The organism is Candidatus Pantoea floridensis (genome assembly GCF_900215435.1).
Lineage (GTDB): Bacteria > Pseudomonadota > Gammaproteobacteria > Enterobacterales > Enterobacteriaceae > Pantoea > Pantoea floridensis.
In genome coordinates this window covers 4,140,789-4,166,291 of the sequence record NZ_OCMY01000001.1, presented here as the reverse complement: position 1 = coordinate 4,166,291, position 25,503 = coordinate 4,140,789, and the positions used below count along the sequence as shown (strand labels likewise).

Below are 25,503 nucleotides of genomic sequence, written 5' to 3'. Positions count from 1 at the left end.
ATAGCGCTATGCTTAAAAAAATCAGTTATTGATTGCTCATTTCAATCACAGGACGGATATGCACAACTCTTCACCCTACAGCGCAGTTATCGTCGACGATCATCCGGTGGTTCGCATGGCAATTGAAATGCTGCTACTGCGGGAAAACATTGCCGTGACCGGTAAAGCTCACGATGGCGCCGAAGCGCTGCAGTTGGTGAAAAATCTGACGCCGAATTTGATGATTCTGGATATTGCGATTCCGGTGCTTAACGGGCTGGAAGTTATTTCACGCGTTCACGCGATGGGGTATCCCGTAAAAATCCTCGTTTTCACCTCACAAACGGCGGCATCATTTGTTTCACGCTGCCGTCTCGGCGGTGCTTCCGGTTTCGTCGAGAAAACGGAAGAGATGGATGATTTACTGGATGCTATCCGCGCCATCCGGTCAGGCTATACGTTTTTTCCGGCGGAAAAGATGCCTGCGGACTATCCTGCGGGTTCAGCCACGGGTGAAGAGTCGGCCAAACTCGCGCAGCTCTCTGACCGGGAGATGATGGTGCTGATTTATCTTGCTAAGGGCTACAGCAACATCGAAATTGCCGAGGTGCTGACCCTCAGTAACAAAACCATTAGCACCTATAAGACGCGCTTGCTGCAAAAGCTGGGTGTCAAAACGCTGGTGGATTTAATCGGTATTGCCCATCGCAATCATCTTACCGACTAAGGAATATCCGTGAAGTCTCTGCTGTATAAAGTGGCTCTGCCCGTCATGGTATTTCTGGCGCTTTTAATTCTGCATGATGAGGCGATACCTGCTGCTGAACGCCCCATGGATCTGACCTTACTCAGCCGCTCACCTCAGCTGAAGCATCCGCCCACGCAAAGTTTGAACGCCGTACAGCAACAGTGGCTGGCCAGCAAAACGCAGCTGGTAGTAGGCATCGCGTTGCCGCAATATCCGCCATTTACCGTCATTAATAACAAATCTGAATTTGAGGGTATCACCGCTGACTATATTGGTTTGATGGCCACCCTCATCGGTAAGCCGATCAAGGTTAAAGTGTATGCCAATCAAAATGCGGCCTATGAAGCGTTAGAAAACGGTAACGTTGATTTGCTGGGCGGCATGACGCAGTTCGAAAAGCCGAATGAACATCTTACCCTTACGCAGCCTTATGCTACCGAACAGGCGATTATGGCGATGCGCAGTAACGCCAGCCGCACCCTCAGCAGCGATCTGGCCGGGGAAAATATTGCGATGGCGGCAGGCTATCTGCCGTTGGCATGGGTGCAGCAGCAGTTTCCCCATGCCAGCATCCAAACGTATCCCAGCTACCAACAGGCGATTGGCGCCGTGGCCTTCGGTGATGCGGATGTCTTTCTCGGCGATCTTTATCCGATTAGCCGCAATTTCCTCAACAATATCCGCGTCGTGGGTTTAGCCGACTTCCCGGCAAAAACGCTGGCGTTTGCCACACGCCCGGATAATGTGCTGCTCAAACAGATTCTGGATATTGCACTGGCCGAGGTTAGCAATGAAGAGCGCCTCAACATTCTGCAGCGCTGGCATGTTGGCCGAAGCGCTAGCGTGCTTAATCAACAGATTTTCGAACTCACCGAGAGCGAAAGGCAGTGGATCCGGCAGCACCGCAAGGTCAGGGTAGCAGCCATTGACGGCTTTGCCCCGCTGACGTTTACCGATGATGACGGCAATTATCGTGGCATCACCATCGATGTGCTGTCGCAAATTCGCTTGCGCACCGGTCTGGATTTTGAAATCAAAAGCGCGGGCAGCGTGGATGAAATGCAAAGCCTGCTTCAGCAGGGCGATGTTGATATGATTGGCGCGTTAACACCCAGCCCGCAGCGCAAAAACGGTCTTAACTTCAGCCGTGCCTACTTTACCAGCGCCTTTGTAATGGTGGTGCGACAGCAGGCGAATGCACCGCGCAATCTCAGCGATTTGGGGCGAAAAAAACTGGCGGTAATTAACGGAACGCGCATGGCTGATACCCTGCGCAGCCAATATCCCGACATTCAGATCGTCAATGCCAGTAACGCCAACGATGCATTAGCCATGCTGAGTCGTGGTCAGGTAGATGCCGCAATCAATACGCTGGCCAATACCGAATATCAAATAGCCCGTTATTACCGTAATCGCATGCGCATTAGCGCCACGCTCGGTGAATCTCCGGCGTTTATTTCATTTGGTATTCCGCCCCAGTCACATGAGCTGCAGCAGATTATCGACAAGGTCATGCTGAGCATTCCACCCGATGAGATGGATGTAATTGGCAATCTCTGGCGCCCCAACAACATGGTGGCGTCGGAAAATTTCTGGCGCGAGAACCGCGTCGCCATTCTCACCGGCAGTGCATTTGCGGCGGCACTGATCATGGTTTCATTGCTATGGGCCATCTGGCTGCGTCGCCAGATTCGCATCAAATCGCGCATTCAGCGTGAGCTCAACGATCAGCTCGAGTTCATGCATGACATGATCAACGGCACACCGAATGCGACTTACATTCGTGATGCCAGCGGGCGGTTAACCCAGTGTAACGACAGCTTTTTACAGGACCTGGGCGCCACGCGCGAACAGGTGATCAATCAATCGCTGCTGTCGAGCAATCTTTTCGCAGATGAACAGCAAACGCAGCGTTATATCCACGATTTCTACCAGGTGTTGAGTAGCGGACAGCCGCTATTCAAGGACCGCACGTTTCAGCATCTGGGTTCAGGCCAACTGAAAACTATTTTCCACTGGATTCTGCCTTACCGTGATGCGGAAGGCCGGGTAAAGGGCGTGATTGGCGGCTGGCTTGATATCAGCGAACGGCGGCAGTTACTGGAGGCGTTAAATCTGGCGAAAGAGGAAGCCGAAGCCGCCAGTCGTGCCAAAACCCAGTTCCTCTCCACCATGAGCCACGAGATTCGTACGCCTCTCAATGCCGTACTCGGCATGCTGGAGCTGGCGCGCAAATCGGCCGATAAGAATCGTGTCGATCATCAGGCGCTGGACGTTGCCTCGGATGCGGCTAACGAACTGGTGGAGCTGCTGGGGGATATTCTTGATGTGGCACGCATCGAAGCCGGTAAGCTGACGCTTCAGCCCGAGCGCGCCAACCTGCAGCAGCTGTGCAAATCCGTGGTGCGTATTTTCCAGGGAATGGCGGAACAAAAATCCCTGAGCTTAACGCTGGAGATGCAACCCGATTGCGGCGAGGATGTTTTGATTGACCCGCTCCGCTTTAAGCAGATCCTCTCTAATCTGATCGGTAATGCCCTTAAATTTACCGCTCAGGGTGGCGTCAGTGTTGCCGTGCGCATTGAGCAGCAGGCGCGCTGGCACATCGCGCTCAGCGTGAGTGATAGCGGTAAAGGCATTTCACGAGAAGATCAGGCCAGGCTCTTCGCACCGTTTAGCCAGGTGGGATCTCACGGTGAGCAAACGCAGCGTGGCACCGGGCTGGGGTTGATTATCTGTAAAACCTTGTGCGAGAAAATGGACGGTTCTATTTCGCTGGAGAGCCAGCCGGGAATGGGTACGCGTATTGACGTGCAGCTGTTTGCTGACAGGCTGCCACAGGAAGAGCCGCAGCAGGAGCCGGTTTCTGTCGCCAGCGCGCAGCGCCATTCGAGCTTGCGCATTCTTATTGCGGATGATTTCAGGGCTAACCGTTTACTCCTCACGCGACAGCTCCAGTTTCTGGGCCATCAGGTACTTGAAGCCAGCGATGGTCGCCAGGCGCTGCACCTCTGGCGTCAGCAGCCGCTTGATGTGGTCATTACGGATTGCTGTATGCCGGAGATGGATGGCTATGCGCTGGCGCAGGCGATTCGTGCGGAAGAGGCGTTGCGCAACGGTTCTGCCTGTACCATTTTAGGGTTTACTGCGAACGCGTTGCCGGAAGAAATTATCCGTTGTCGCGAGGCGGGCATGGATGGCTGCATGTTCAAGCCGAGTACGCTAGAGGATCTCCAGCGCTGGCTGGATCCGGTGACACGTCAGCCTGTGCCCGAAGCGTTACCGGGAAACGATGACGTTTCGGATGCGATGCGTAAACTCGCGGGGGGCGATGCCACGCTGGTGAGCGAGCTGATGCAGGAGATGTTGGCGAGTTATCAGCAAGATATGCTGGCCTTGACCGCGGCGTTAGCTGACGACGATCGTGACGCATTGCTGGAGCTGGCTCATAAAGTGAAGGGTAGCGCGTGGTTGACGGGTTCCGCTGAGCTGGTTGCACGGTGCGTCGAACTGGAAATTAGCTGTCATGCACCGTCGCCACTGCGCAAAGAGATTGCGGAAGCGGGGCGGGCGTTGCTGGCGGAGATTCGGCGCGCTTTAAACACACTTTCATCAGCACCTCCTTCCAATTGATGAAAGGCCTTAGTCTTGCGACTAAGGCCTTTTGCTCATCAGTAGAGTCAGCAACGGTTTACTTATAAGTCACTTCTACGATTTTCAGATTAGCGTGATTTTTTACTGTTTCAATGCTGACCGTGCCCAGCTGATAGGGCATAGCCTGCTTGTGCTGGGACATAGCAATCGTTTGTACCTGATTGACACCGTTGCGGTAGCAGTTGATTGAAGCCTGCTGCAGCTGTGTGCTGGTGTCGCAAACGGATTCAACCACTGAGCCATTAAAGGTGATGGTGCCATCTGCCGCTATCGCTGTGGGTAGCATAATCAGACCTGACAATAAAACTAATAGGTTGCGCATTCGAAATCCCCTGGGTTGCCTAAGAGAATTATCGGGCACGCAGGGGAAAAACTTAAGCGAATACGGCAGCTAAATTAAGTAAATACTGCAATTAGCCTCAGAAAAGTCTTGGTTGCATCAGGGGTTCGGCTGACACAACAGCGTGGTTTCCAGCTGATCGAGTGCGAATAAAATACCGTAACGCCGCGTATTTTTCGCCACCGGCAGCGGCAGCCAAATATCGGCCTGGCTGGCGAGGTCCAGCGTGCTTGGGCAGAGCGCAATCACCGGGGTTTTTTGGATAGTTGCGTGATGTACGGCGCTGAGGACGTGGCTGTTTACGGCATCCGGCGCGAGAATAAACAACACATCATCTGGCTGCAAACGACTCAGCGTCATGCTTAATAGATTGTCATCCTGAATCCAGGCGATGGCTAATCCGAGACGATGCAAACGCTGGTGGACCTCAGCAACCAGCGGCGTTTGTGGGCCTGATGCGCCAATCAGCAGCACGCTTCTTGCCTTGCGTAACGTCTCTGCTGCTCGCGTCCAGGTTGCGCGTTCTGCCAGCGCGAATTGCTGCGTCAACGCCTGGCTGATTGCCTCTAAGGGCGCAATAGCAGGGGAATGACGTACCTGTGGCGCGCGCGCTAAACGCATGCGCAAATCGCGAATATCTTCGCAGCCCATTGAACGAGCGAAGCGGGTGATGGTCGCCGCACTGACTTCAGCACGTCCGGCAAGTTGCTCGATGGTGGCGGAAGCAGCAAACGTTGTGTCACTCAAAATAGCCTCCGCGACGCGCTTTTCCTGCTGGCTCAGTGATGCCTGCCGCTGGCGGATGACATCGATAAAGGCCACGTCCTGCTGCTGGCCGGCTTTCCGCACCTGATGCAAAAAGTCATCAAGATCGCGGCAACCTGCCGAAGCGGCAAAGCGGCGTAGCACCTCCTGGCTTACGCCCGCCTGCGCGGCCAGTCCTTCCATGGTGGTGTGCACATTGGCGTCCAGGTTCGCCAGAATAAAGCGCGCCAGCCTCGACTCTTGCGCATCTGCGCGCTCACTCTGCTGTCGCAATTGCCAGACAATATCCATTAGCTCATCACATCCTCAATAGCGAAGGTACATCATGCATGAAATTAATTTTCATGTTGAGTTTTTTTTCAGCGTTTTTTATGCGTTTTTTGCGATAAGTGATGATTAAGACAAAATAATTACGCGTAAGATCACACTGATGAAAAATATTTTCATACAAAATATTCACATAATTATCTGATTATTAACAAATAAATAATTATTCATCAGAAAATCGTCTGCCCATAGCCACTTTACAGCTTCCCTGAGACAGGTCTTAAATGCCCAAGTCAAATCACACGAGGAAAAATCATGCGCATCGTACTTTGTTGTGCTGCGGGGATGTCAACCAGCATGCTGGTTGAAAGAATGCAGAGTGCTGCGCTGGGGCGCGGACTGAAGATCGACATCAAAGCGGTTCCGGTGGCGGAGTTCGAACGCATACTGCCGGATGCCGACGTGGTACTGCTTGGACCGCAAGTTCAGTTTGAAGCCGCTCGGCTTACCGCCATTGCCGCTCCGCAGGGCAAAACCGTCGCCGTTATCGACATGATGGATTACGGCATGATGCGTGGCGATCGGGTGCTTGAAAAAGCGATGGCGTTACACACCGCGTAATACTCCGAACACCCTCATTTAACCGACATGACACAGCCCGATGCTGTGGGGGATTCTGCATGCCTGAAAACGTGGTTCTCGAGTTTGAAGAGCAAATTATGCTGCTGCTGGTGCAAGCCGGAGCAGCACGCAGCGCAGCGATCGGTGCGTTACGTCTGGCGCGTGACGGGCAGTTTACCGAAGCGCAGCAGCAGCTGGCCGCGGCTAAAGAGTGCATCAGTGCGGCACATCAGCAGCAAACGGCATTGATCAGCCTCGATGAGGGCAGCGGCAAGCTGCCGGTCACGCTGATCCTGGTGCATGCCCAGGATCACCTGATGAACGCCATGCTGATTCAGGATCTGGCAGGCGAAATTATTGAACTCTATCGCCGCACTGCGGCAGGAGCAACCGATGCTTAAAATGGCGATTATTGGTGGTGGCAGCAGCTATTCACCCGAACTGGTAGAAGGGATCATCAACCGCTATGCACAGCTGCCGGTCACCGAACTGGCGCTGGTAGATGTTGAACAGGGCCGTGAAAAGGTGAATGTTATCGCCGATCTGACCCGGCGTATGCTGCAGCAGAATGGATTAGAGCAGGTCAAAGTGAGCGTACATTTTGCGCTGGATGAGGCGATCAGCGGTGCCCGTTTCGTACTGACGCAGCTACGCGTGGGACAATTAGCCGCGCGAGCGGCAGATGAACGGCTCGGGTTGAAGTATGGACGTCTCGGCCAGGAAACCACCGGCGTCGGCGGGTTCGCCAAAGCGCTGCGCACCATCCCGGTGATGCTGAATATCGCGCGCAAAGTGGAAGAGCTGGCGCCGGACGCCTTCATCATCAATTTCACTAACCCGGCCGGAATTGTCACTGAAGCCGTGTCGCGCTATAGCAAAGCGAAAATCATTGGGCTGTGCAACGTGCCGGTTAACATGCATCACATGATTGCCGGCATGCTTGATGCGCCGTGGGATGATGTGCAGCTGCGCTTCGCCGGGCTGAATCATCTGGTGTGGGTACATCAGGTGACATGTCGCGGCAAAGACGTTACTGAACAGGTGATTGAGCAGCTGTGCGATGGGCAATCACTGACCATGAATAACATCAAGGATATGCCCTGGTCGCCGTCGTTCCTGCGCGCGCTGAAGGCCATTCCATGCCCGTACCACCGTTATTACTGGCAAACGCCACAAATGCTGGCGGAAGAGCAGGAAAAAGCGCAGAGCGGCCATGAAGGGACGCGCGCCGAGCAGGTGATGAAAGTCGAGGCTGAGCTCTTTGCGTTATATGCCGATCCGCATCTGGCACACAAGCCGGAGCAGCTTAGCTTCCGCGGCGGCGCGTACTACTCGGAAGTGGCCGTCGAGCTGATCAGCGCTATCCATAACAATAGCGGCAAAAATTTGGTGGTGAACTGCCGTAATCAAGGCGCAATCCACGGCCTGCCGGATGATGCGGTGGTGGAAGTGAACTGCCTCGTTGACGCGCAAGGCGCGCATCCGCTGGTGTTTGGTGCGTTGCCGCCGCTGATGAATGGGCTGACGCAGCAGATCAAAGCCTTTGAACGCCTGACCATCGAAGCCGCAGTGCATGGCGATCGACAGCAGGCGCTGCTGGCGCTGGTTGGCAATCCGTTGGTTGGTGACGTTACCACTGCTGAAGCGCTGCTTGACGAAGTCCTCACCCTGAATCAGCCGTGGCTGCCGCAGTTTGCCACTCCTTAATCTGTTGCGCCATTGAGCCTGAGGAGGCCCTATGTCCAACCGTACTTTTATTGATCGTTATGTCTTGCCCGCTGCACTGAAAGTCGCCGGTCAGAAGCACGTGCTCTCGGTGCGTGACGGCATCATTCTCAACATGCCGTTTATGCTGATTGGCAGTTTCTTCCTGATCTTTGCCTATCTGCCGATTCCGGCATGGGGCCATTTGATGGCGGATCTGTTTGGCGATACGTGGCGCAACAAATTGCTTTATCCGGTACGCGCTACCTACGACATCATGGCGTTGATCTCCAGTTTCGGCATCGCTTATCGACTGGCGGAGAAGTATCGCACGCTCGATCCGCTGACCAGCGGCGCCATGGCCTTAGTGGCGTTTGTGATGACGATTCCGCAGCAGACGCTATTTGCCCCGGTGGAAGGCGCGCCGACGCAGCTGGTCACTGGCGTACTGCCGATTTCGCTGATCGGGAGCCAGGGATTGTTCGTGGCGATTGTGATTGCGCTGCTCTCAACGGAGATTTACCGCTTTGTTCATAACCGTAATCTGGTGATCAAAATGCCTGAAGGCGTACCGCCGGCGGTGGCAAAGTCCTTCCTCGCGTTGGTGCCGGGCTTTTGCGTGCTGGCGGTGGTCCTGGTCATTCGCCTCGCGGTAGAAGCCTCGCCGTTCGGGGATATAAACAACCTGATCGCCACTGTGATTGGCTTACCGATGCACCACGTCGGCGGCACATTACCCGGCATGATCTTCTCGGTGTTATTGATTGGCATTTTGTGGACGCTCGGGCTGCATGGCGATGCGATTGTGTTGGTGTTTATTCAGCCCGTTTGGCTATCGAACATGAGTGAAAATCTCGAGGCATTCCAGCATAACCAACCCATTCCGCACATCTTCACCCAGCAGTTTTATGATTTGTGGATTGCGCCCGGTGGAACCGGTGCTTTACTGGGGCTGGTGATCTTTATGCTGATTCGTTCGCGCAGCCGTCAGATGAAGCAGCTTGGCAAGATTGCCGCGCCTGCTGCGCTGTTCAATATCAGCGAACCATTAGTGTTTGGTATTCCACTGGTGATGAATCCGTATCTTTTCCTGCCTTTTATCCTGACACCCGTGGTATTGGTGATTGTGTCGTGGGCCGCGATGAGCACCGGTTTAGTGGCGCCACCGGCTGGGATTGCACTGCCGTTCACCACACCGATTTTCGTGAGCGGCTATCTGGCAACGGGCGGGCACATCTCCGGCACCGTGCTGCAAGTGGTTAATTTAACGCTTTCACTGGTTATCTATTATCCATTCTTCCGCGTATGGGATCGGCTCAAATTCCGTGAGGAAGAAGAAAGTAAACAGCAAGCCCAGGTTGCCACGGGCGAGGCGATAACACCGTAGTGACTTTGCGCCTGCCACCTATTAGCGGTGGCAGGCTTGGTTAATTGCGCTGGGCACGAATACTGAGTTCAATATCTACCCGGTCATCAACAATACCTACCAAGCGATCAACGCGAAAAGCGGTGCGGGAGATCGCTGTGGAGGCGTGCAAAGCCATGGTGTTTGAGGTTGGCGCTACTATTTCGCCGTTATCCAGCTTAGCGATGAGAATCACAGGGCGACTAACATCTTTCACAGACAACGTGCCGATAATTTGAAATTTTCCTTCACCCAGTGACGAAACACGACTGCTGCTGAAAGCAATATTGGGGTAGTGCGGGGCGTCAAAAAAAAGATCGCTCTTGAGTTGATAGGTTAATAAGGCATTCGAAGCCACAAGCGTTTTCACGGGAATCTTCACTTCTATATGATCCTGCCACTCTTGGCTGGGATTGAGGGTGATATAACCCGTCACACCATTCAGGTGCGCCTGCGAAAAATTGTGCCCAAAAGCGCGCCAGGAGAGCCCAATGGATGATTGCTGCGTGTTGATGGCATACGTTTTTGTCTCGGCGTGCGCTACCGGAGATATCAGTAATATAACGGCAGCGAGACAGGCGGTGCGAATCATGGGTTTTACTCCAGTGTGGCAGATAGAGAGTAAACACCTTAAGGGGCAGATTTATTCATCGCGTTTTTATTAATGAAGAAAGTAGGGCGGCGATGGTTTATCAGCGGCGGGCTAATAACGTAACCGCTTGATATTGTCATCCATGCGCGTCTGAATGGTACGCAATGTTTCTGCGGTGATTTGCCCAGGGAACATATCGGCAGCCTTAGCCGCAAAGCGAGCCGCCACGTCACAGCACTTCGCGATAACATTATTGGCCTGTTCTGAACTCAGCTCGGCTTCCTGCTCGGCCAACGCGAAAAGATGTTCACGACCAATTTGCAACGCTTCGCCCATCACATCCATTTGATGATAGCCACCGGGTCCTTCGCACCAGGTCACATCGTAGAAAGGAGCCAGCTGCCATTGTCCATTTTGCGTCATGATGTAAGCAAAGTTTTTCGGGTGATCGTCGCGGTTGTTGAACACGACATTGAAAACCACGCGCTCAAACGCCAATGCTTTCTGGCGGACATCATTGGTACAGATCTGCGTTGCGCGCAGGAAACTGGTGTAATCCAGCGCACCCGGTATCTGATAGTTTGCGTCGGTAAAGGCCGCAAGACTCTGCATCGGTATCCGCACTCCGTTGTGACGATCAAACCGCTTAGAGGCGAACGCCGCCTGTCCATTTGGCAGAGAGAAGTAGGCGGTATCGGGCGTTGCGATCTGGCATTCGCGCAGGCACTCTGCATACACCGCTTCAATCGCGCAGACTTCGGGATGTTCCTGGCTGGCGGGGAATTTAATCAGCCACGCATCCATTTCCGCGGCGGCGGCAGTGGTAAAATGACCGCTAAGCGGATCGCGGTACAGCAGCGCTTTTGGCCTTGCTCCCTGAGGTGAGCCGCCCATCTGTAACAGCCGCTGCAGGAATTCACCGCCTTCGCCATCCAGCACTTCCTGAACTTCTGCCGCCAGTTTTGTCAGTGAAATATCTTCCGCCAGCGAAGTCGCTTCAGGCTGGGAGGGTACAAACGACATTGCGCCCATCGCATTGCTGCCGATATAGGTGAGACGTTCTAACGGTCCGATTCGCGCTGCATTCAGACCGCGCTGGCGGAATAGGCGATCCATCAGCAGCATGCCCCAACCATCGGGTAACGCATCGTAAACCGGGCCGGGTAGAGCAAGCTGATGCGCGGGGAAATCCCTGCGCAGCCGCGGTCCTTTTAGCGGCAGGCTAAGCGACGAGAGTTCTAGCCCGCGCCGCGCTGCTTCTGCGCTGTATTCAAACATGATCAGCGGACGACCGGTGAGCGCGGTAGAAGAGACCAGCGTTCCCCAAAGCCATCGTTCACCCCAGCCTTCGTAGTAAACATCGACTTTACTGACCATCGTTAGCACTCCTTTTTACGCGCTGACGATCGGTGTTCTTTTCGTAGCGCAGCAGATCGTCGAGACTGTCGATCTGCGGCATAAACAGCGCCTCCAGTTCTTTACCGCGTCCCAGCACCATCGCCACCCGCACCAGATTTTCAAATCCCACGTTACGTCCGGATTCGAGATTAGAAACGGTATTGACGCCAATTCCCGCCCGCGCGGCGATATCAGCCTGCGTCATCTGCTGCGTCAGGCGCTCTTTACGCAGTCGCTCACACAGTAGCTTGACAATTTCGCTGGGTTTTCTAAGTGTTAAATCCATCATATTGTGTCTTATCATCCAAATATGCGGTTAATACCCAATATTATAGAATTAAAAACAATGCGGGTAAATTTCTTAAATCCATCATTCCAGGTGTTAAGGGAAAAAGTAGGGATAAACCACGAAATTATGGAGTTAATGAGCCTGATGGGTAAGATTTAGGTGCTCAGTCTCAAAGTAACATTTACGCAGGTGCGCATGAATGCGCACTCTACAAAAACGCGGCTATATCGACGTAGGGTCACCATTCATGGTGACCGATTCACTAGCACCGGACTCACGTTAGCGGTTTATCAACCGCGTAGCAGACATATCAATATAATCAGTCCAACAAAATATCCGCATCTCCAAAGCGGACATTACTACTTTGCCTCCTTAATTAAAGTGCACATAATGTATATTATGTTAAATTGAATGGCGCAATCTTTATCTCACACGCCCAGGTGCTGGCCAACAAGCCCTGCACCGCTAAATAAGCTAAGCCATCATTTGGCTTCATATTCTTTCACTGCCCGTTTCGTAGCGACGAAAGTTATCGCGCAATAAAGTGCGTCAAGCTACTCTCACGAGAAACTAGCCGGCTATAGCTACCCAACCGCGAAATGAGAAAGCGGCATAAAAAAGCGATGGTTCGAGAAAACCAGCCTCCCGCAAAAGCGCTTCTTCCTCGGATGCAGATAAAAGCACAAGACGCTCAGCCATCGTTTTAGCTGACGAGGCAGCATTTACCGGGTTGGCAGCAAAGCTGGTAGAACGCGTCAACCATTGGAGCGAGTTGGAGTCAGGTGCCGCATGGTGAGCGATGACGATTTGACTGCCCTGCTTCATGCGGCGACGAATCTGCCTCAGTGTGTGCAGCCGTTCGCTTCTATTAAGAAAATGTAGCGTGAGTAAACATGTCGCGCCGTCAAAAAGAATGTGTGGCGCGTTGTCTACTTTGCCGGTCACGAGCTCAATTCGATCGGCATAAGATGCGGTTGTCTGACGTGCAATATCAAGCATAGCCGGCGACGGATCTACGCCGGTAAACCGCCAGTCGGGCTGTGCCTGTGCCATGGCCAGCAGCTCCAAACCGCCACCGGCACCCACAACAAGGATATGCGCTGCTTCTGTCGCACCTTCACCCAGCAGAATGGTTGTCATCCGATGGAGATCGGACAGTCCGGGTACCTTTTTCGGCGTGTCCTGCACATAAGCCGCAACGGTACTTGATTGCATAAACGGTGTGATATTGGCATTCAGGCCGATGGTTATCTTATCGTCATTCAAGGCGAAACCTCGCTGGATCAGATGTTGGATGTCACGACAGGAATGCTCCCAGGCGATGAGAGATCTTTGATGATATATAACACGCTGCATTTCATGCATCAATAACAGTTACATGAATTGGTTCAATAACGCCCGCTATGAACGGCCTCAAACGGGCGGAATAATTGCTAAGCCTGGCGCTAAAAACAAGACCTTAGCAGCGCCTTCGTCTACATTTAAACCCATCTACCTCACGCAGAACAACTTATCTCATGGGCTCTTCGCTAACGACTCACCTCTTCGCTCGGCTGCGATTACTGATCTCAATTATTGCCGGCTTCATTTGCTATTACGTTCTTCCCGCTCAGCTTGGCACTTTGCAACGCCTGTTGATTGGCTGGAATGTTTTGGCGTGGTTGTACCTGATTTTTATCTGGTTTCGCATGTTGCGTACTGAAGTGAAGGATATTCAGCATATCGCCAAAATGCAGGATCAAAGCGCTGCGCTGGTGCTGGGCATGGTTATCATTGCCTGTATGGTCAGCATTGTGGCGATTCTGAGTGAGCTCTCATCGTTGCACCATCTCACTGGAACGCCGCGCGTGCTTCATTTATTACTGACAGCAATGACGCTCGTCGTTTCATGGGCACTGCTGCCCAGCTCCTTCGCGATGCATTATGCGCATCATCACTATCTGCATCGCAGCAAAGATGTCACACCGATGATCTTCCCGGAAAAGCCCGACGATCCTGATTATTGGGACTTTCTCTATTTCGCCTTCACCATCGCCGTCGCGTCACAAACGGCTGATGTTGCAACGGGAACCACTGAAATGCGCAAGATTACGCTGCTGCAATCCGTCATCTCGTTTATCTTCAATCTGGCGATTTTGGGATTATCGGTTAACGTGGGTGCCGGATTGCTCAGTTAACGGTGCAGCAGCAATAGCGCTATCTGCGCCCTTTTATGACGGATGCCTTCCAGTTGAAATCACTGACTTCGCTCTCTTTGAGCGATTCAGGTTTCTTCCTGCGCGTTGGCGTTTTCTTTGCTTTATCAGCCAGTGCTTTCTCTTTTGCTAACTTTGCCGTCATGATCTGTTGTCTGGCTTCCGCCGTGAACTCTTTTTCTTTCTTCGCGTCCGGCTCTTTGCCCGTGCGCTGGCGATACTTTTCGAGCAAACCTTTAAAGGCTTCTTCTACCGCCACACGTTCAGAAAGAGTGAACTGATCGATGGAAATCATTTTCTTGTCGTTCATAGCGTATCGTCCATTAGTAAAATCACAGCGACAAGTGTACAGCATTGAAGTGGATTTACCGGTAATGAAGATCGTAGGATTGCCGCTTGCCCGGCTTTCTTGTAACCTTCCCCGTCAACTTTTTAAGGATTTTCCATGAACGATCATCGCTCCAAAGATCCCTTGCACGGCGTAACGCTTGAGATGCAAATTAACGCGCTGGTCGCACATTATGGCTGGGATAAGCTGGGCAAGCTTATCAATATCAACTGTTTCAAAAGCGATCCTAGCGTCAAATCAAGCCTGAAATTTTTACGACGGACGCCCTGGGCGCGCGCGGAAGTTGAAGCGCTTTATCTGGACTCATTGGATGATTTCAGATCGGAGAATGAGGGTGACATCGCCCCCAATCCCTGGACAACAGGTCGTAACAGTTAATTTTTGCCGATGTAGTCGGCAGCGCTACGTGAAATCTCAGCCACAATCCCCCTGCTTTTTTCACAGAATTCACGTAGCGACGTCATCTCAACATGGACATTTCCGCCCTCTTATTCCGCACAACCTTGCCTGCTTAACAACTTATTAACCTTGCCCGCGTCATCACATTTTCCAATGGTTGATGGTGTTGTATGTTTCCAATCCTCATGACAATATCGCTACATGTATATACATGTAGTGCCAGGATAATTCACACCATACCAACAATTAATGACCCCATTTTGACGCTTCAGCGAGGAAACTATGTCAGCCGAATCACCTGCAGCAGATTACCGCGGCGCGGACAAACAGCGCCTGTCAGAAACACGCTCTATCGATTACATTCCCGCGAGCGAACGCCACGGACATCCGTTTAGCCAGTTCACGTTATGGTTCGGCGGCAACTTGCAAATCACCGCTATCGTGACGGGTGCGCTGGCGGTGGTTTTGGGGGCGATGTTGTGTGGTCGATTATTGGCTTACTGGTTGGCCAGGTTGTCGGCGCCGCGATCATGTCATTGCATGCCATTCAGGGACCGCGCCTGGGATTGCCGCAGATGATCACCAGCCGCATGCAGTTTGGGGTATATGGCGCGGTCATTCCCCTGGTGCTGGTTTGTATTATGTACGTCGGCTTTTCTGCCAGCGGCACGGTGTTAGCGGGTCAGGCACTCGCCAAACTCATCAATACCAGCAATGCGACCGGGATGATCTTGTTCAGCGCGATCATCGTTGTCATTGCGGTGCTGGGTTATCGTGTGATTCACAAGCTGGGAAAAGTGGCCAGCGTTATCGGCGTGCTGGCCTTTGTATATCTGTTTATCACCCTGCTTTCCACACATGACCTTAGCGCCGTGTGGCAAAACCAGCACTTCACGATTGCTAATTTCCTGCTTGCCGTTTCGCTATCATCATCGTGGCAAATTGCGTTCTGTCCTTATGTCTCTGACTATTCTCGCTATTTACCCACCAATGTCTCGGCGAAAAAACTCTTCAGCTCGGTGTTCTTTGGTACCGTATTGGGCACTCAGGCATCCATGACATTGGGCGTCATCGTCGCGGCCATTGCCGGCAAAGCGTTTCCAGGGAATGAGGTCGGCTATATCGTGAGTTTAGGCAGTAGCGCGACGATGGCGATGGTGATCTATTTTGCCATCTGCTTCGGCAAAATCACCTTCACCACGCTGAATGCTTACGGCAGTTTTATGTCGTTGACGACTATCGTTTCGGGGTTCCGTCAGAAGACATCGCTCAGTCGTGGCGGCCGTATACTCTTTGTGGTGCTGATGGTAGCGGTTTCCTGCGTTATTGCCCTCATCAGCGAACCGGCATTCCTCAAATCCTTCACGCATTTTCTGCTGTTTTTACTGGCCTTTTTCGTGCCGTGGAGTGCCATAAGCCTGACCGATTTCTATCTTATTACCAAAGGCAAAGTGGATGTACCGGCGCTGTCGCAACCGCATGGCCGTTACGCTCGCTGGAATTGGGCAGGCATTATTGTCTACTTCTGCGGCGTGCTGGTACAGTTGCCGTTCATTGATAGCCCGCTCCATCATGGCTCATTAACCTGGATTTTTGCGGGTAATGACGTGTCCTGGATTATCGGTTGGTTTGTGACAGCCCTGCTGTGGCTAAGCGCGAAAAAGTTTGATCGTCGTGGCACCCTAAAACAATCAATTTATCCCATTGCGTGACATTGTCACATCGAGGAATTAATGAATCGCGCTCACAAGTGTATTCGGCTTTGAGCGCATTATCATTTAATCAGCCAACCTCTACACTTTATCCACGCTGCACAAATGGAGATAAAGATGAACGAACAATTTGATGGCAATGGCATATTCCCGAAAGGGCCGAAAAATGAAGCGCTTGCGCAATATTTTACCGGCACAAGTTACCTGAACATGCTGACAACGGAAGGCGTTACCATTGGTAATGTGGTATTTGAACCCGCCTGCCGTAATAACTGGCATATTCATCACGGTGGTGGCCAGATCTTATTGGTCACGGGGGGACGCGGGTGGTATCAGGCGTGGAATCAGCCAGCCCGTCAGCTGGTTGCGGGCGATGTGGTTAACATTCCTGCAGGATTAAAGCATTGGCATGGTGCGGCGGCAGATAGCTGGTTTGCTCACATTGCTATCGCTGTTCCGGCCGAGGGCGCCTCCAACGAATGGCTGGAGCCTGTTGCGGATGATGAATATCAACAGTTGTCCTGAAGTGGCTGTCGGGTGCGCATTTCTGCGCACCTGCAGCGTTCACGAGGCTAGTTATACGTTACCGTCGTCACCCAATTAGCATCGCCGCCAGCGGCTGCTTCACTCACTCGCTTAAGCTCCCCGCTTCCTGCTTCAATGGCATAGCTGCCGATAACCGCACTCTTCTCACCACTGGCGATTAGCCAGCGACCATCGGATGTAATCGCTATCCCGCGCGGCTGTTTCTCTACCTGCCAGCTATCAATCAGCGACAATTTCCCATCGGCTTTACTCACCCGATAACCGCTAATGGTGCTGCTGGTGCGTTCGCTGACATACAGAAAACGTCCATCTGGCGTAAGACGAATATCGGCAGACCAGATGCGTGGCGTGGTATCGCTATAGCCCGGTGGACGCTCACGTCCATGCGCAAGTCTGTATTGCGCGGCAACGGCGTTAGGCATTTCTGCCACCTTAACCAGCTCACCGCCTGGCTCCCGGCGGAATTGCGTGATGATGCCGCCCATTTCGCCAATGTTATAGATATAGCGATTATCCGGTGATAGCACTGAATGGCGTGGCCCGTTATCAACAGCCGTTTTGACGTAGCCGTTGCCGAGCGCCGTCAGTTCACCCTCTTTGCTCAGTTTCAGCTGTAACACGCGATCGGTGCCGAGATTGCCGACATACGCGTTTTCGCCGCTTGCATCCACAATCACCGAATGCGCCGCGTGCCCGGTTTTATAGCTGCCGACCGGCGGCGCAGTGAGTTTGCCATCGCTTGTCAGACGATAAACGTGCACTACGTCACCATCATAGGATGCCCCAAGCAGAAAGCGCCCCTGTCGGTCAGTACTAATATAGGGATAACTGGCCGCAGCCGTCACCGAGATAGATTGATGTAGATCGCCGCTATTGCGGTCAATGTCCCAGCTCACCAGTTGCAGCGGTTTACTGCGAATTGCCGCATACAGATGTTTATGATCGGCGCTCAGCGTCATCGGCATCACTTTGCCACCGGCGTGGGTGTGGCCCAGCAGTTGCAGCGCGCCGGTTTGCTCGTTGAGGGCGTAGCGCGCAATGGTGCCATCATCGGCTTCTGAAACATAAACGAAAGTGTGCGCCAGCAAGGGCACACTTGCGGTCATGGTGGCTAAGAGCGTCGCCGCGCGGAATAGGTTTTTCATGCTGCTCGCTGCGCCTCTTGATCGGGGGTGGGTTTTTCTTGATGTCGTGTCATAGCGTCACCTGTAGGGATAAAAGCACCGCTATAGGTATAGGTAGTTGAATAGCGTCTCCGGTATAGGAGATTGCCTGATACCGATTGGGCAAATGCCCTGCGCATCACAAAAATCATGTTGTTACGTTAACTCGCAACACAAAATTTTAGCGCAGGTTTGTGCGCTGGCTCACTCGATAAATCCTCTGCACGGCTGTTAGCGCGGCATCAATACACAACCTACGAAAGGTATCCTCGTCTACACTTGCCTGACGTGAAAAACGCTGATAGAGGTAAATCAATGTCGCAATCCAATCAACGCAACCAGGCTTGGCTGCTCGCTTCACGTCCTGAAGGCGAACCGGTAAAAGAGAATTTTCGCTTGGTTGAACAGCCCATTCCTGAACTGAAGGACGGTGAGATCCTGCTGCGCACGCTGTACTTATCGCTCGATCCCTACATGCGCGGGCGCATGGATGACAGCAAATCTTATGCCGCACCGGCGCAGATCGATCAGCCCATGGTCGGCGGCACCGTGAGCGAAGTCGCTGAGTCTAAACATGCCGATTTTAAGCAAGGTGACGTGGTGCTGGCGCAAAGCGGCTGGCAAAGCTATGCGGTCTCTGACGGCAGCGGCGTGGCGAAGCTGGGCGATTTGCCCCATCCCTCTTGGGCACTGGGCATTCTCGGTATGCCAGGATTTACTGCCTATATGGGATTGATGGATATCGGCCAGCCTAAAGCGGGTGAAACGCTGGTGGTTGCAGCGGCAACCGGCCCGGTTGGGGCTACGGTTGGTCAGCTTGGTAAACTGAAGGGCTGTCACGTGGTGGGTGTGGCTGGTGGCGAGGAGAAATGTCGCTACGCCATTGAGAAACTGGGTTTCTCCGCCTGCATCGATCATCACCGCGACGACTTTGCTGAGCAATTGGCAGCGGCCTGCCCGGATGGCATCGATATCTATTTCGAGAATGTCGGAGGCAAGGTCTTTGATGCGGTATTCCCCCTGCTAAACACCGCAGCACGCGTGCCGGTATGCGGGTTGGTTTCCGGTTACAGCAGCCGTGAATTACCGCCAGGGCCGGATCGCACACCACAGATCATGGGCGGCATCCTCAAGCGGCGCATTCGTATGCAGGGCTTTATCATCTTCCAGGATTACGGCGATCATTATCCTGAATTCCTCAAAGCGATGACGCCGCTGGTAGAGCAGCAAAAAATTCACTACCGCGAGCACATGATTGAAGGTTTAGAAAATGCGCCACAGGCCTTTTTCGATATGCTGAAGGGCAAAAATTTCGGCAAAACCGTGGTTAAAGTTGCGCAGTAACCCGTTGTGTTAACGCCATTTTTCACTTTGCATAGCTGCAATTGAGATATGGCGTGAACTGAGCGCATGAGAAGATATTTTTCCCTATAGCGTAATTACCGGGAGTTCTCATGTCGCTCAGTCCCACCCCTAACCTCAAGGTTAATTCTCAACAGGCCGAAGCGCCCGTCCCCTTACCTAACGAGCCGGCTCACCGCATTCGTGATGATGCCGAGGCGATTGAGATTGCTCAGCGGCTGGCCAGCGAGTTTGCCCGTGAAGCCGCGCGGCGTGACCGCGAAGGTATTCTGCCGCTTAAAGAGTTAGACGCATTCTCTCAAAGTGGTTTGTGGGCGATGGCGATCCCGAAAAACCTGGGCGGCGCAGGTGTATCCTGGGTGACGGTAGCGAAAGTGATCGCCATCATTTCGGCGGCGGATTCTGCGCTGGGGCAGCTGCCACAAAACCATCTGGCGGGTGTCGCGCACCTCATTGCCGATGGCACGGAAGCGCAGAAACACGAGCTGCTGAGCGAAGTGCTGGCCGGGTTGCGCTGGGGTAATGCTTTCTCTGAGAAAAACTCGCGTACCGTTGCCGATTTTCAGACGCGCTTTAAGCAGGATGGCGATGAAGTGGTGATCAACGGTGAAAAATTCTACGCCACCGGCGCGCTACTCGCGCATCGCATTCACGCGGTAGCGCTTGATGAACAGGATCGCGCCCATCTTATCGTCCTCGACCGCAGCTCGCCCGGCATCACCATCATCAATAACTGGTCGAGCTTTGGCCAGCGCACCACGGCATCCGGCACGGTATTGTTGCATAATGTGCGTGCCCCGCTTTCACGCGTGATCCCTGTATTTCAAGCCTTTGAGCGCCCAACTGCAGCCGGTCCGATTTCGCAGATTATTCAGGCAGCCGTTGATGTCGGCATTGCGCGCGGCACCATTGAAGACACGCTGCATTTTATCCGCGAGCGTTCACGGCCCTGGATTGATAGTGGTCAAGATCGCGCATCCGATGATCACTTTACGCTGGCTGCGGTGGGTGATTTAAAAATCCGCCTACACGCAGCTGAAGCTCTGCTGTGGCGCGCCGGTCAAGCGATCGATCTGGCACTGCAGCAGCCCGACGAATCCACGGTCGCTGAGGCGACAGTCGCCACCGCAGAAGCCAAAGTGCTGACCACCGAAATCGCCATTTTGGCCGGCAACAAGCTGTTCGAACTGGCGGGAACCCGTTCTACGTTGCAGGAGTTCAACCTTGACCGGCACTGGCGCAACGCGCGCACGCACACGCTACACGATCCGGTGCGTTGGAAGTATTACCATGTAGGAAATTATTACCTTAACGGCACCCCGCCGCCGCGGCATGCCTGGAGCTAAAGGTAGCAACAGGATCAGCCGAAATTCCGGCTGTTCCTGTTTGCCGCTATCACGCATGACGTCGCGCGCGTAACGCGCCGACCGCCAACACAATAAAAATCAATCCACCGGTGGCAACCTGCTGCCAGTAAAAATTCCAGCCGACCAGCAGTAATCCATTGGCAATAAAGCTCAGCAGCACGACGCCAAGCAGCGTCCCTACGACATTGGGCCGACGGGATGGCGCGAACGTGGCACCAATAAAACTGGCGCCGATAGCGTTGAGCAGGTACGCATTACCCGACAGCGGCACCCAGGCTTTGACATTGGCCGCCAGAATCAAGCCGACGATCCCCGCAATCAACGCGGCTAAAATAAAGGCCATTGCCGTCAGCCGTTTCACCGCGACGCCAGAGTGCTGCGCCACGCTGTATTGTTCACCCATCACCCGCAGCGATCGGCCGGTAGCGCTGCGGTGTAGCAGTTGATAAAGCGCCAGCGCAACCAGAAATAACAGCCAAAGCGGCAACGGAATGGCGAGGAATGCACCGTGCCCCATCGCGGAAAAGCCCTCGGGCAGCTTTTGGCTCAGCAGATAGATCGGTTGCCCGCCGTTTGATGACAGCTGCTGCACGCTTTGTCCAATAAACAGCGTGCCCAGCGTGGCGAGAAACGGCTCCACGCCCAGCTGCGTGACTAAAAAGGCGTTAAACACACCAACCAACAGCGCGGCAACCATCGCGGCAATCAGCGCCACGGGCAAACTGACCTGATGCAGCATCAGTGTCACCAATACCAGACAAGCAATATCGATGGCCGTGCCAACCGACAGATCAATCGCGCCAATACGCGTGACCAGCGTCATCGCCAGCGCGACAATCGCGAGCGGCGCGACGTTATTCAGCAACACGCTGCGCAGGTTAGAGGCCGTGGCGAAAGCGGGCGCGGCAATAACAAAGAACAGCAGCAGCGCTATAAAGGGCAGCACGATAGCGACGCGCAGCAAAGCGGCCTGACGCGGGCGTTGAGTGACAGGCGATATGAGAGAGTCAGACACCTTGTGTTCTCCGGGATTGGCGACGACGCATTAGCGCGGTTAACGCCACTACTAATAGAATCAATACGCCTTCGACGCCGTTGATCCAGTAACTTGAGACGTTGATAAGCTGGAAGCCGTTGGCGATTAAACTCAGGAACAGCGCGCTGATCAACGCACCGCCCAGTGTCGGCACCAGACGACGGGAAAACACCACGCCTAATAATGCAGCGGCGATCACCATTAGCAGGTTGTCGTTTGCGCCGGGTGAGCTACCGCTGAGCAGCGACACCGATGCAATCGCGGCAATGGCCGCACTCACACCGCACAACACATAGCTCAGCCCCTGATAGCGTTTGACGCCAATCCCCGCCGCATTAGCCGCCTGTGGATGGCTGCCCACGGCCTGCAAACGCAGGCCAAATGAGGTCAATCGGCTCAAGGCAATGGCGATAAAGGCCAGAATGAGAAATGACCAGCCGAGCCACGACACCGCTAAGGGCCCGTTACTTAGCAACAGATTTTGCAGCTCGCTGCTGGCTGGCACCGATGCATTGCCGGTTAGCACCATCTCCAGCCCAATGGCGATGTTCATACTGGTGAGCGTTGCCAGCAGCGGTAAGATCCCCAGCCAGACAATCGCCAACGCATTAAACAGGCCCACCGCAGCGCCAGTGAAAAGCGTCAACAGCAGCGCAATAGCGATGGGCTGCCCGGCATTGAGCTGGCTGGCGAATACCGCCGCGCTCAGGCCAAGATTGGCGGCGATCGACAAATCGATGCCGCCGGTGATGCCTTGTAAACCACCGCCGCTTAACACCAGGGTTAACCCCAGCGCCAGAGTACCGACCACCGCGGTTTGTTGCAGCACATTGCCCAGATTCATCACCGTCAGGAATATCGGTGACAGCCAGGCAAACACCGCCAAAACCAGCACAATAATCAGTAAAGAAACGTGCTGCAGCCACTGCTGACCGTATGCACGTTGCGGAGATTCAAGAGGACCAGATTGGGTAACATCACTCATGAAGCATGCTCCGTTAACGCGCCTGTGCCAGAAGCCCAGGAGAGAATCTCCTGATGGCTGGTATGCTGTGCCGCCAGGGTAGCGACATGTTCGCCGCGCGCCAGTACCATAATGCGGTCAGCAAGCGTTTGCAGTTCCAGCAGATCGGTGGAAAACACCAGAATGAGTGCGCCATCATTGGCCAGCTGCTGCAGCGTATGATAAATCGCGGCCTTCGCGGCAATGTCGACGCCCACCGTCGGTTCATCCAGCAGATATAATCGCGCGCCAGTGTTAAGCCATTTGGCCAGCACCGCTTTCTGCTGATTGCCGCCCGAGAGCTGGCGTAACGACGCCAGCTGCCCAGGCGTGCGAATCGCCAGCTGCTGAATATTCTTTGCCACCAGTTCGCTTTCGGCCCGACGCGATACACCACCCCAGCGCAGCAAACGCTGTACCGTGGTTAAGGTGACATTGTCACGCAAGCTAAGATCCAGTGCGATACCGTTGGCTCGGCGATCTTCCGGCACAAAAGCGATACCGCGCTTCACGGCCGCATAGGGTGATGAGGGAATGCCAGCCACATTAGCCAGTTTTACCGAGCCGCTCACTGCGGTTTCCAGGCCGAAGAGTGCTCGGATCAGCGCCTTACCGCCCGATCCTAACAGGCCGGTAATGCCAATGATCTCGCCCTGTCGGCCGGTAAAGGAGACATTATGGAAACGACCAGGCGCACTAAGCGCGGCAACCTGCAGCACCTCCTGTCCGGCACGACGTGTCTGACGCGGCGTAAGTTCATGCTGCGTATCCCCTACCATTGCACCGATTAGCGCGCTGGGCGATATCTGCTCAGCCGTGAAATGCGCCACATCTTTGCCATCGCGCAGTACGGTAACGCGCTGGCACAACGTCTGTATTTCATCGAGATAGTGCGACACATAGATCAGCGCGATGCCCTGCTGCCGCATACGTTCAATCACGCGAAACAGCGCGTGCACTTCGTGACGTGCCAGTGCGGCGGTAGGCTCATCCAGCACCACCACGCGTGGCTGATGTTGCAACACGCGGCAGATTTGGACTAACTGCTGCTCTGCCACACTTAACGTGGCAATCAAGGCATTGGGATCGAGCTGCAAACCAAAGTGCTGCTGTAGCTGCTGCTGTGCCTGCTGGCGCATACGGCGCCGCTGGATAAACGGCGTGGCGAGCAAACGCGGTTCGTTGCCGAGCCATAGCGCCTCCGCCACCGTCAACGAACCGGGCAGTAACCGCTCCTGATGCACGATGGCAATCCCCTGCCGCTGCGCCTGTGCGGGTGAGGCCAACGTGAGCGGCTGACCATCCAGCGTAATGCTGCCGCGATCGGCGGCATGAATACCGCCTAACACCTTGATTAATGTCGATTTGCCGGCACCGTTGTGACCAATCAAGCCATGCACTTCACCGGCATGTACGCTGAGCGACACCGATTGCAGCGCGGGCACGCCATCAAATGCTTTGCTGATGTCCTGCAGGTGTAATAGCGGCGCGTTATTTGCCATCCGTTTGGCCCAGCGTTTTCTGCGCGTCAGCGGCGTTCTCTTTGGTCACCAGAATCGCTGGAACATAGGTGGCTGGCGGCAGCGAGCGATCGCCCGCCAGATATTTCGCCACATTTTGCACTGCCGTTTGACCAATCACGTACGGCTGCTGCGCGACAACCGCCGCCGCACTGGATTTTGCATCTTTAACCAGCGATACCACATCCGGGCTACCGTCAACGGCATAGGTTTTGATTTCGTTACGTCCGGCGGCATCGACAGCCTGAGTGGCGCCAATTTGCGGTACATCCCATGCCGCCCAAATCGCCTGCACCGAACCTTTTGGATATTTATTCAGTAACTGGCTGATTTGCGCATAGGCATCCTGGACCGTATTCGGGATAACATCGCGCAGTTCCGGCTGAATAATTTTAATTTTTGGATACCATTTCAGCACGGCCTTTAACTGGTCATAACGCATCGCAACCACCGGTACGCCATAGAAACCGTTAAATACCAAAATATTGCCTTCGCCGCGCAAATCATTTACCAGCTTTAAGGCTAGCTGCTCGCCAATATAAAAGTTATCTGAGGTGGTGACGTTAATACTGGATGGGCTGGCGGTATCCACGGTAAATAACGGAATACCCGCATCGCGGATTTTTTTCAGCCAGGGTTCAAGTACTGAGGCGGTACCAAGCGTTTCAATGATTGCATCGGGCTTTTGTGCAATAAGCGTCTGAATTTGAGCAATTTGCTGCGACTCCTTGCGACCGCCGTCTAAGGCAATCGGCGTACCGCCAAGGCGTTTAACCTCGTCAATTTGTCCCTGATACGCTTTAAGATCCCAGTAGTGGTCGGTACCGGCTACGGTGATACCAATGCGTTTTCCGGCGAGTGATGGGATTGGTTTATCTTCGGCGTGCGCGACGCCTAATAACAATGATGCCGAAGCCAACAGCAGGCCAGCCAGACGGTGCTTTTTCATTCTTAATATCCCTGGAAAAATAATAAAATGTTGTGTTGCACCTGTTTGCTGGCGCGTGAAATAAAAATTATCACAGCCATTTTTTATCCATAATGCTATTTTCAACTTAAGCTAGTCGGCAATTGATAATAGTCGGGAAG

23 protein-coding genes and 1 pseudogene are annotated in these 25,503 nt (G+C 53.7%); 12 read left to right on the top strand and 12 right to left on the bottom strand.

The annotated features are described in order from the left end of the window. Nucleotides 1-58: 58 nt before the first annotated feature. Together CRO19_RS19485 and CRO19_RS19480 are read left to right on the top strand one after the other, a co-directional pair. Nucleotides 59-706, top strand: a complete 648-nt coding sequence (locus CRO19_RS19485) for a response regulator transcription factor (RefSeq protein ID WP_097097326.1) — start codon at nucleotides 59-61, stop codon at nucleotides 704-706. A gap of 9 nt (nucleotides 707-715) precedes the next feature. After that, nucleotides 716-4,360 carry a transporter substrate-binding domain-containing protein gene (locus tag CRO19_RS19480; protein WP_097097325.1) on the top strand — a complete coding sequence of 1,215 codons (3,645 nt, stop codon included), beginning with the start codon at nucleotides 716-718 and terminating at the stop codon, nucleotides 4,358-4,360. Nucleotides 4,361-4,418: 58 nt separating this feature from the next. Here the strand turns inward: CRO19_RS19480 and CRO19_RS19475 are convergent, their stop codons facing one another. Then, nucleotides 4,419-4,703 carry a YmdA family protein gene (locus tag CRO19_RS19475; RefSeq protein WP_097097324.1) on the bottom strand — a complete coding sequence of 95 codons (285 nt, stop codon included), beginning with the start codon at nucleotides 4,701-4,703 and terminating at the stop codon, nucleotides 4,419-4,421. 117 nt (nucleotides 4,704-4,820) lie between these two features. Continuing rightward, complete coding sequence (locus CRO19_RS26140) at nucleotides 4,821-5,777, bottom strand: MurR/RpiR family transcriptional regulator (RefSeq protein WP_097097323.1); 957 nt, start codon at nucleotides 5,775-5,777, stop codon at nucleotides 4,821-4,823. 288 nt (nucleotides 5,778-6,065) lie between these two features. On the opposite strand from CRO19_RS26140, the gene CRO19_RS19465 reads away from it, so the two are divergent. From CRO19_RS19465 to celB, 4 genes are read left to right on the top strand one after another with little or no spacing between them, the layout of a single operon-like run. Beyond that, nucleotides 6,066-6,374 (top strand): PTS sugar transporter subunit IIB, encoded by a 309-nt coding sequence (locus CRO19_RS19465; protein ID WP_097097322.1) that lies wholly within the window; start codon nucleotides 6,066-6,068, stop codon nucleotides 6,372-6,374. A 59-nt stretch (nucleotides 6,375-6,433) separates the two neighbouring features. Then, nucleotides 6,434-6,775, top strand: a complete 342-nt coding sequence (locus CRO19_RS19460) for a PTS lactose/cellobiose transporter subunit IIA (protein WP_097097321.1) — start codon at nucleotides 6,434-6,436, stop codon at nucleotides 6,773-6,775. Continuing rightward, a complete protein-coding gene (locus CRO19_RS19455) occupies nucleotides 6,768-8,081 on the top strand; it encodes a 6-phospho-beta-glucosidase (RefSeq protein WP_097097320.1) in 1,314 nt (437 codons plus the stop codon). The genes CRO19_RS19460 and CRO19_RS19455 overlap by 8 nt, the downstream gene beginning before the upstream one ends. 31 nt (nucleotides 8,082-8,112) lie before the next feature. Beyond that, nucleotides 8,113-9,465, top strand: coding sequence for a PTS cellobiose transporter subunit IIC (gene celB / locus CRO19_RS19450; RefSeq protein ID WP_097097319.1), 1,353 nt, complete (start codon nucleotides 8,113-8,115; stop codon nucleotides 9,463-9,465). A 40-nt stretch (nucleotides 9,466-9,505) separates the two neighbouring features. On the opposite strand, the gene CRO19_RS19445 is transcribed toward celB, so the two are convergent. The 4 genes from CRO19_RS19445 to CRO19_RS19430 all read right to left on the bottom strand — a co-directional run bounded on the left by CRO19_RS19445 (nucleotide 9,506) and on the right by CRO19_RS19430 (nucleotide 13,028). Continuing rightward, on the bottom strand, nucleotides 9,506-10,075 hold the full coding sequence (locus CRO19_RS19445) for a YceI family protein (RefSeq protein WP_097097318.1): 570 nt from the start codon (nucleotides 10,073-10,075) through the stop codon (nucleotides 9,506-9,508). Between the two features lie 111 nt (nucleotides 10,076-10,186). Further along, a complete protein-coding gene (locus CRO19_RS19440) occupies nucleotides 10,187-11,452 on the bottom strand; it encodes a type II toxin-antitoxin system HipA family toxin (RefSeq protein ID WP_097097317.1) in 1,266 nt (421 codons plus the stop codon). Beyond that, complete coding sequence (locus CRO19_RS19435; RefSeq protein ID WP_097097710.1) at nucleotides 11,442-11,759, bottom strand: helix-turn-helix domain-containing protein; 318 nt, start codon at nucleotides 11,757-11,759, stop codon at nucleotides 11,442-11,444. The genes CRO19_RS19440 and CRO19_RS19435 overlap by 11 nt, the downstream gene beginning before the upstream one ends. Before the next feature lie 573 nt (nucleotides 11,760-12,332). Beyond that, the gene (locus CRO19_RS19430; protein ID WP_320204497.1) at nucleotides 12,333-13,028 is read right to left on the bottom strand and encodes a class I SAM-dependent methyltransferase; all 696 of its coding nucleotides are present in this window, start codon (nucleotides 13,026-13,028) and stop codon (nucleotides 12,333-12,335) included. Nucleotides 13,029-13,279: 251 nt separating this feature from the next. Between CRO19_RS19430 and CRO19_RS19425 the strand changes: the two genes are divergently transcribed. Beyond that, a complete protein-coding gene (locus CRO19_RS19425) occupies nucleotides 13,280-13,939 on the top strand; it encodes a DUF1345 domain-containing protein (protein ID WP_097097316.1) in 660 nt (219 codons plus the stop codon). A 19-nt stretch (nucleotides 13,940-13,958) separates the two neighbouring features. Here CRO19_RS19425 and CRO19_RS19420 read toward each other — a convergent pair whose 3' ends face one another. Continuing rightward, the gene (locus CRO19_RS19420; protein ID WP_097097315.1) at nucleotides 13,959-14,267 is read right to left on the bottom strand and encodes a hypothetical protein; all 309 of its coding nucleotides are present in this window, start codon (nucleotides 14,265-14,267) and stop codon (nucleotides 13,959-13,961) included. Nucleotides 14,268-14,402: 135 nt separating this feature from the next. On the opposite strand from CRO19_RS19420, the gene CRO19_RS19415 reads away from it, so the two are divergent. The 3 genes and pseudogenes from CRO19_RS19415 to CRO19_RS19405 all read left to right on the top strand — a co-directional run bounded on the left by CRO19_RS19415 (nucleotide 14,403) and on the right by CRO19_RS19405 (nucleotide 16,942). Next, nucleotides 14,403-14,684, top strand: coding sequence for a VF530 family protein (locus CRO19_RS19415; RefSeq protein WP_097097314.1), 282 nt, complete (start codon nucleotides 14,403-14,405; stop codon nucleotides 14,682-14,684). A gap of 354 nt (nucleotides 14,685-15,038) precedes the next feature. Beyond that, nucleotides 15,039-16,417, top strand: a pseudogene (locus CRO19_RS19410) (purine-cytosine permease family protein). Nucleotides 16,418-16,534: 117 nt separating this feature from the next. Next, complete coding sequence (locus CRO19_RS19405) at nucleotides 16,535-16,942, top strand: cupin domain-containing protein (RefSeq protein ID WP_097097313.1); 408 nt, start codon at nucleotides 16,535-16,537, stop codon at nucleotides 16,940-16,942. Nucleotides 16,943-16,989: 47 nt separating this feature from the next. Here CRO19_RS19405 and CRO19_RS19400 read toward each other — a convergent pair whose 3' ends face one another. After that, nucleotides 16,990-18,108, bottom strand: coding sequence for a lactonase family protein (locus CRO19_RS19400; protein ID WP_097097312.1), 1,119 nt, complete (start codon nucleotides 18,106-18,108; stop codon nucleotides 16,990-16,992). 333 nt (nucleotides 18,109-18,441) lie between these two features. Between CRO19_RS19400 and curA the strand changes: the two genes are divergently transcribed. Beyond that, nucleotides 18,442-19,470 (top strand): NADPH-dependent curcumin/dihydrocurcumin reductase, encoded by a 1,029-nt coding sequence (gene curA, locus CRO19_RS19395; protein WP_097097311.1) that lies wholly within the window; start codon nucleotides 18,442-18,444, stop codon nucleotides 19,468-19,470. Between the two features lie 110 nt (nucleotides 19,471-19,580). After that, the gene (locus tag CRO19_RS19390; RefSeq protein ID WP_097097310.1) at nucleotides 19,581-20,834 is read left to right on the top strand and encodes an SfnB family sulfur acquisition oxidoreductase; all 1,254 of its coding nucleotides are present in this window, start codon (nucleotides 19,581-19,583) and stop codon (nucleotides 20,832-20,834) included. 49 nt (nucleotides 20,835-20,883) lie between these two features. Here the strand turns inward: CRO19_RS19390 and CRO19_RS19385 are convergent, their stop codons facing one another. From CRO19_RS19385 to CRO19_RS19370, 4 genes are read right to left on the bottom strand one after another with little or no spacing between them, the layout of a single operon-like run. Beyond that, nucleotides 20,884-21,870, bottom strand: coding sequence for an ABC transporter permease (locus CRO19_RS19385; protein WP_097097309.1), 987 nt, complete (start codon nucleotides 21,868-21,870; stop codon nucleotides 20,884-20,886). Then, nucleotides 21,863-22,876, bottom strand: a complete 1,014-nt coding sequence (locus CRO19_RS19380) for an ABC transporter permease (RefSeq protein WP_097097308.1) — start codon at nucleotides 22,874-22,876, stop codon at nucleotides 21,863-21,865. Before CRO19_RS19380 ends, CRO19_RS19385 begins: the two co-directional genes overlap by 8 nt. Further along, nucleotides 22,873-24,396, bottom strand: coding sequence for a sugar ABC transporter ATP-binding protein (locus CRO19_RS19375; RefSeq protein ID WP_097097307.1), 1,524 nt, complete (start codon nucleotides 24,394-24,396; stop codon nucleotides 22,873-22,875). Before CRO19_RS19375 ends, CRO19_RS19380 begins: the two co-directional genes overlap by 4 nt. Beyond that, the gene (locus CRO19_RS19370; protein ID WP_097097306.1) at nucleotides 24,386-25,363 is read right to left on the bottom strand and encodes a sugar ABC transporter substrate-binding protein; all 978 of its coding nucleotides are present in this window, start codon (nucleotides 25,361-25,363) and stop codon (nucleotides 24,386-24,388) included. The genes CRO19_RS19375 and CRO19_RS19370 overlap by 11 nt, the downstream gene beginning before the upstream one ends. Nucleotides 25,364-25,503: the final 140 nt, after the last annotated feature.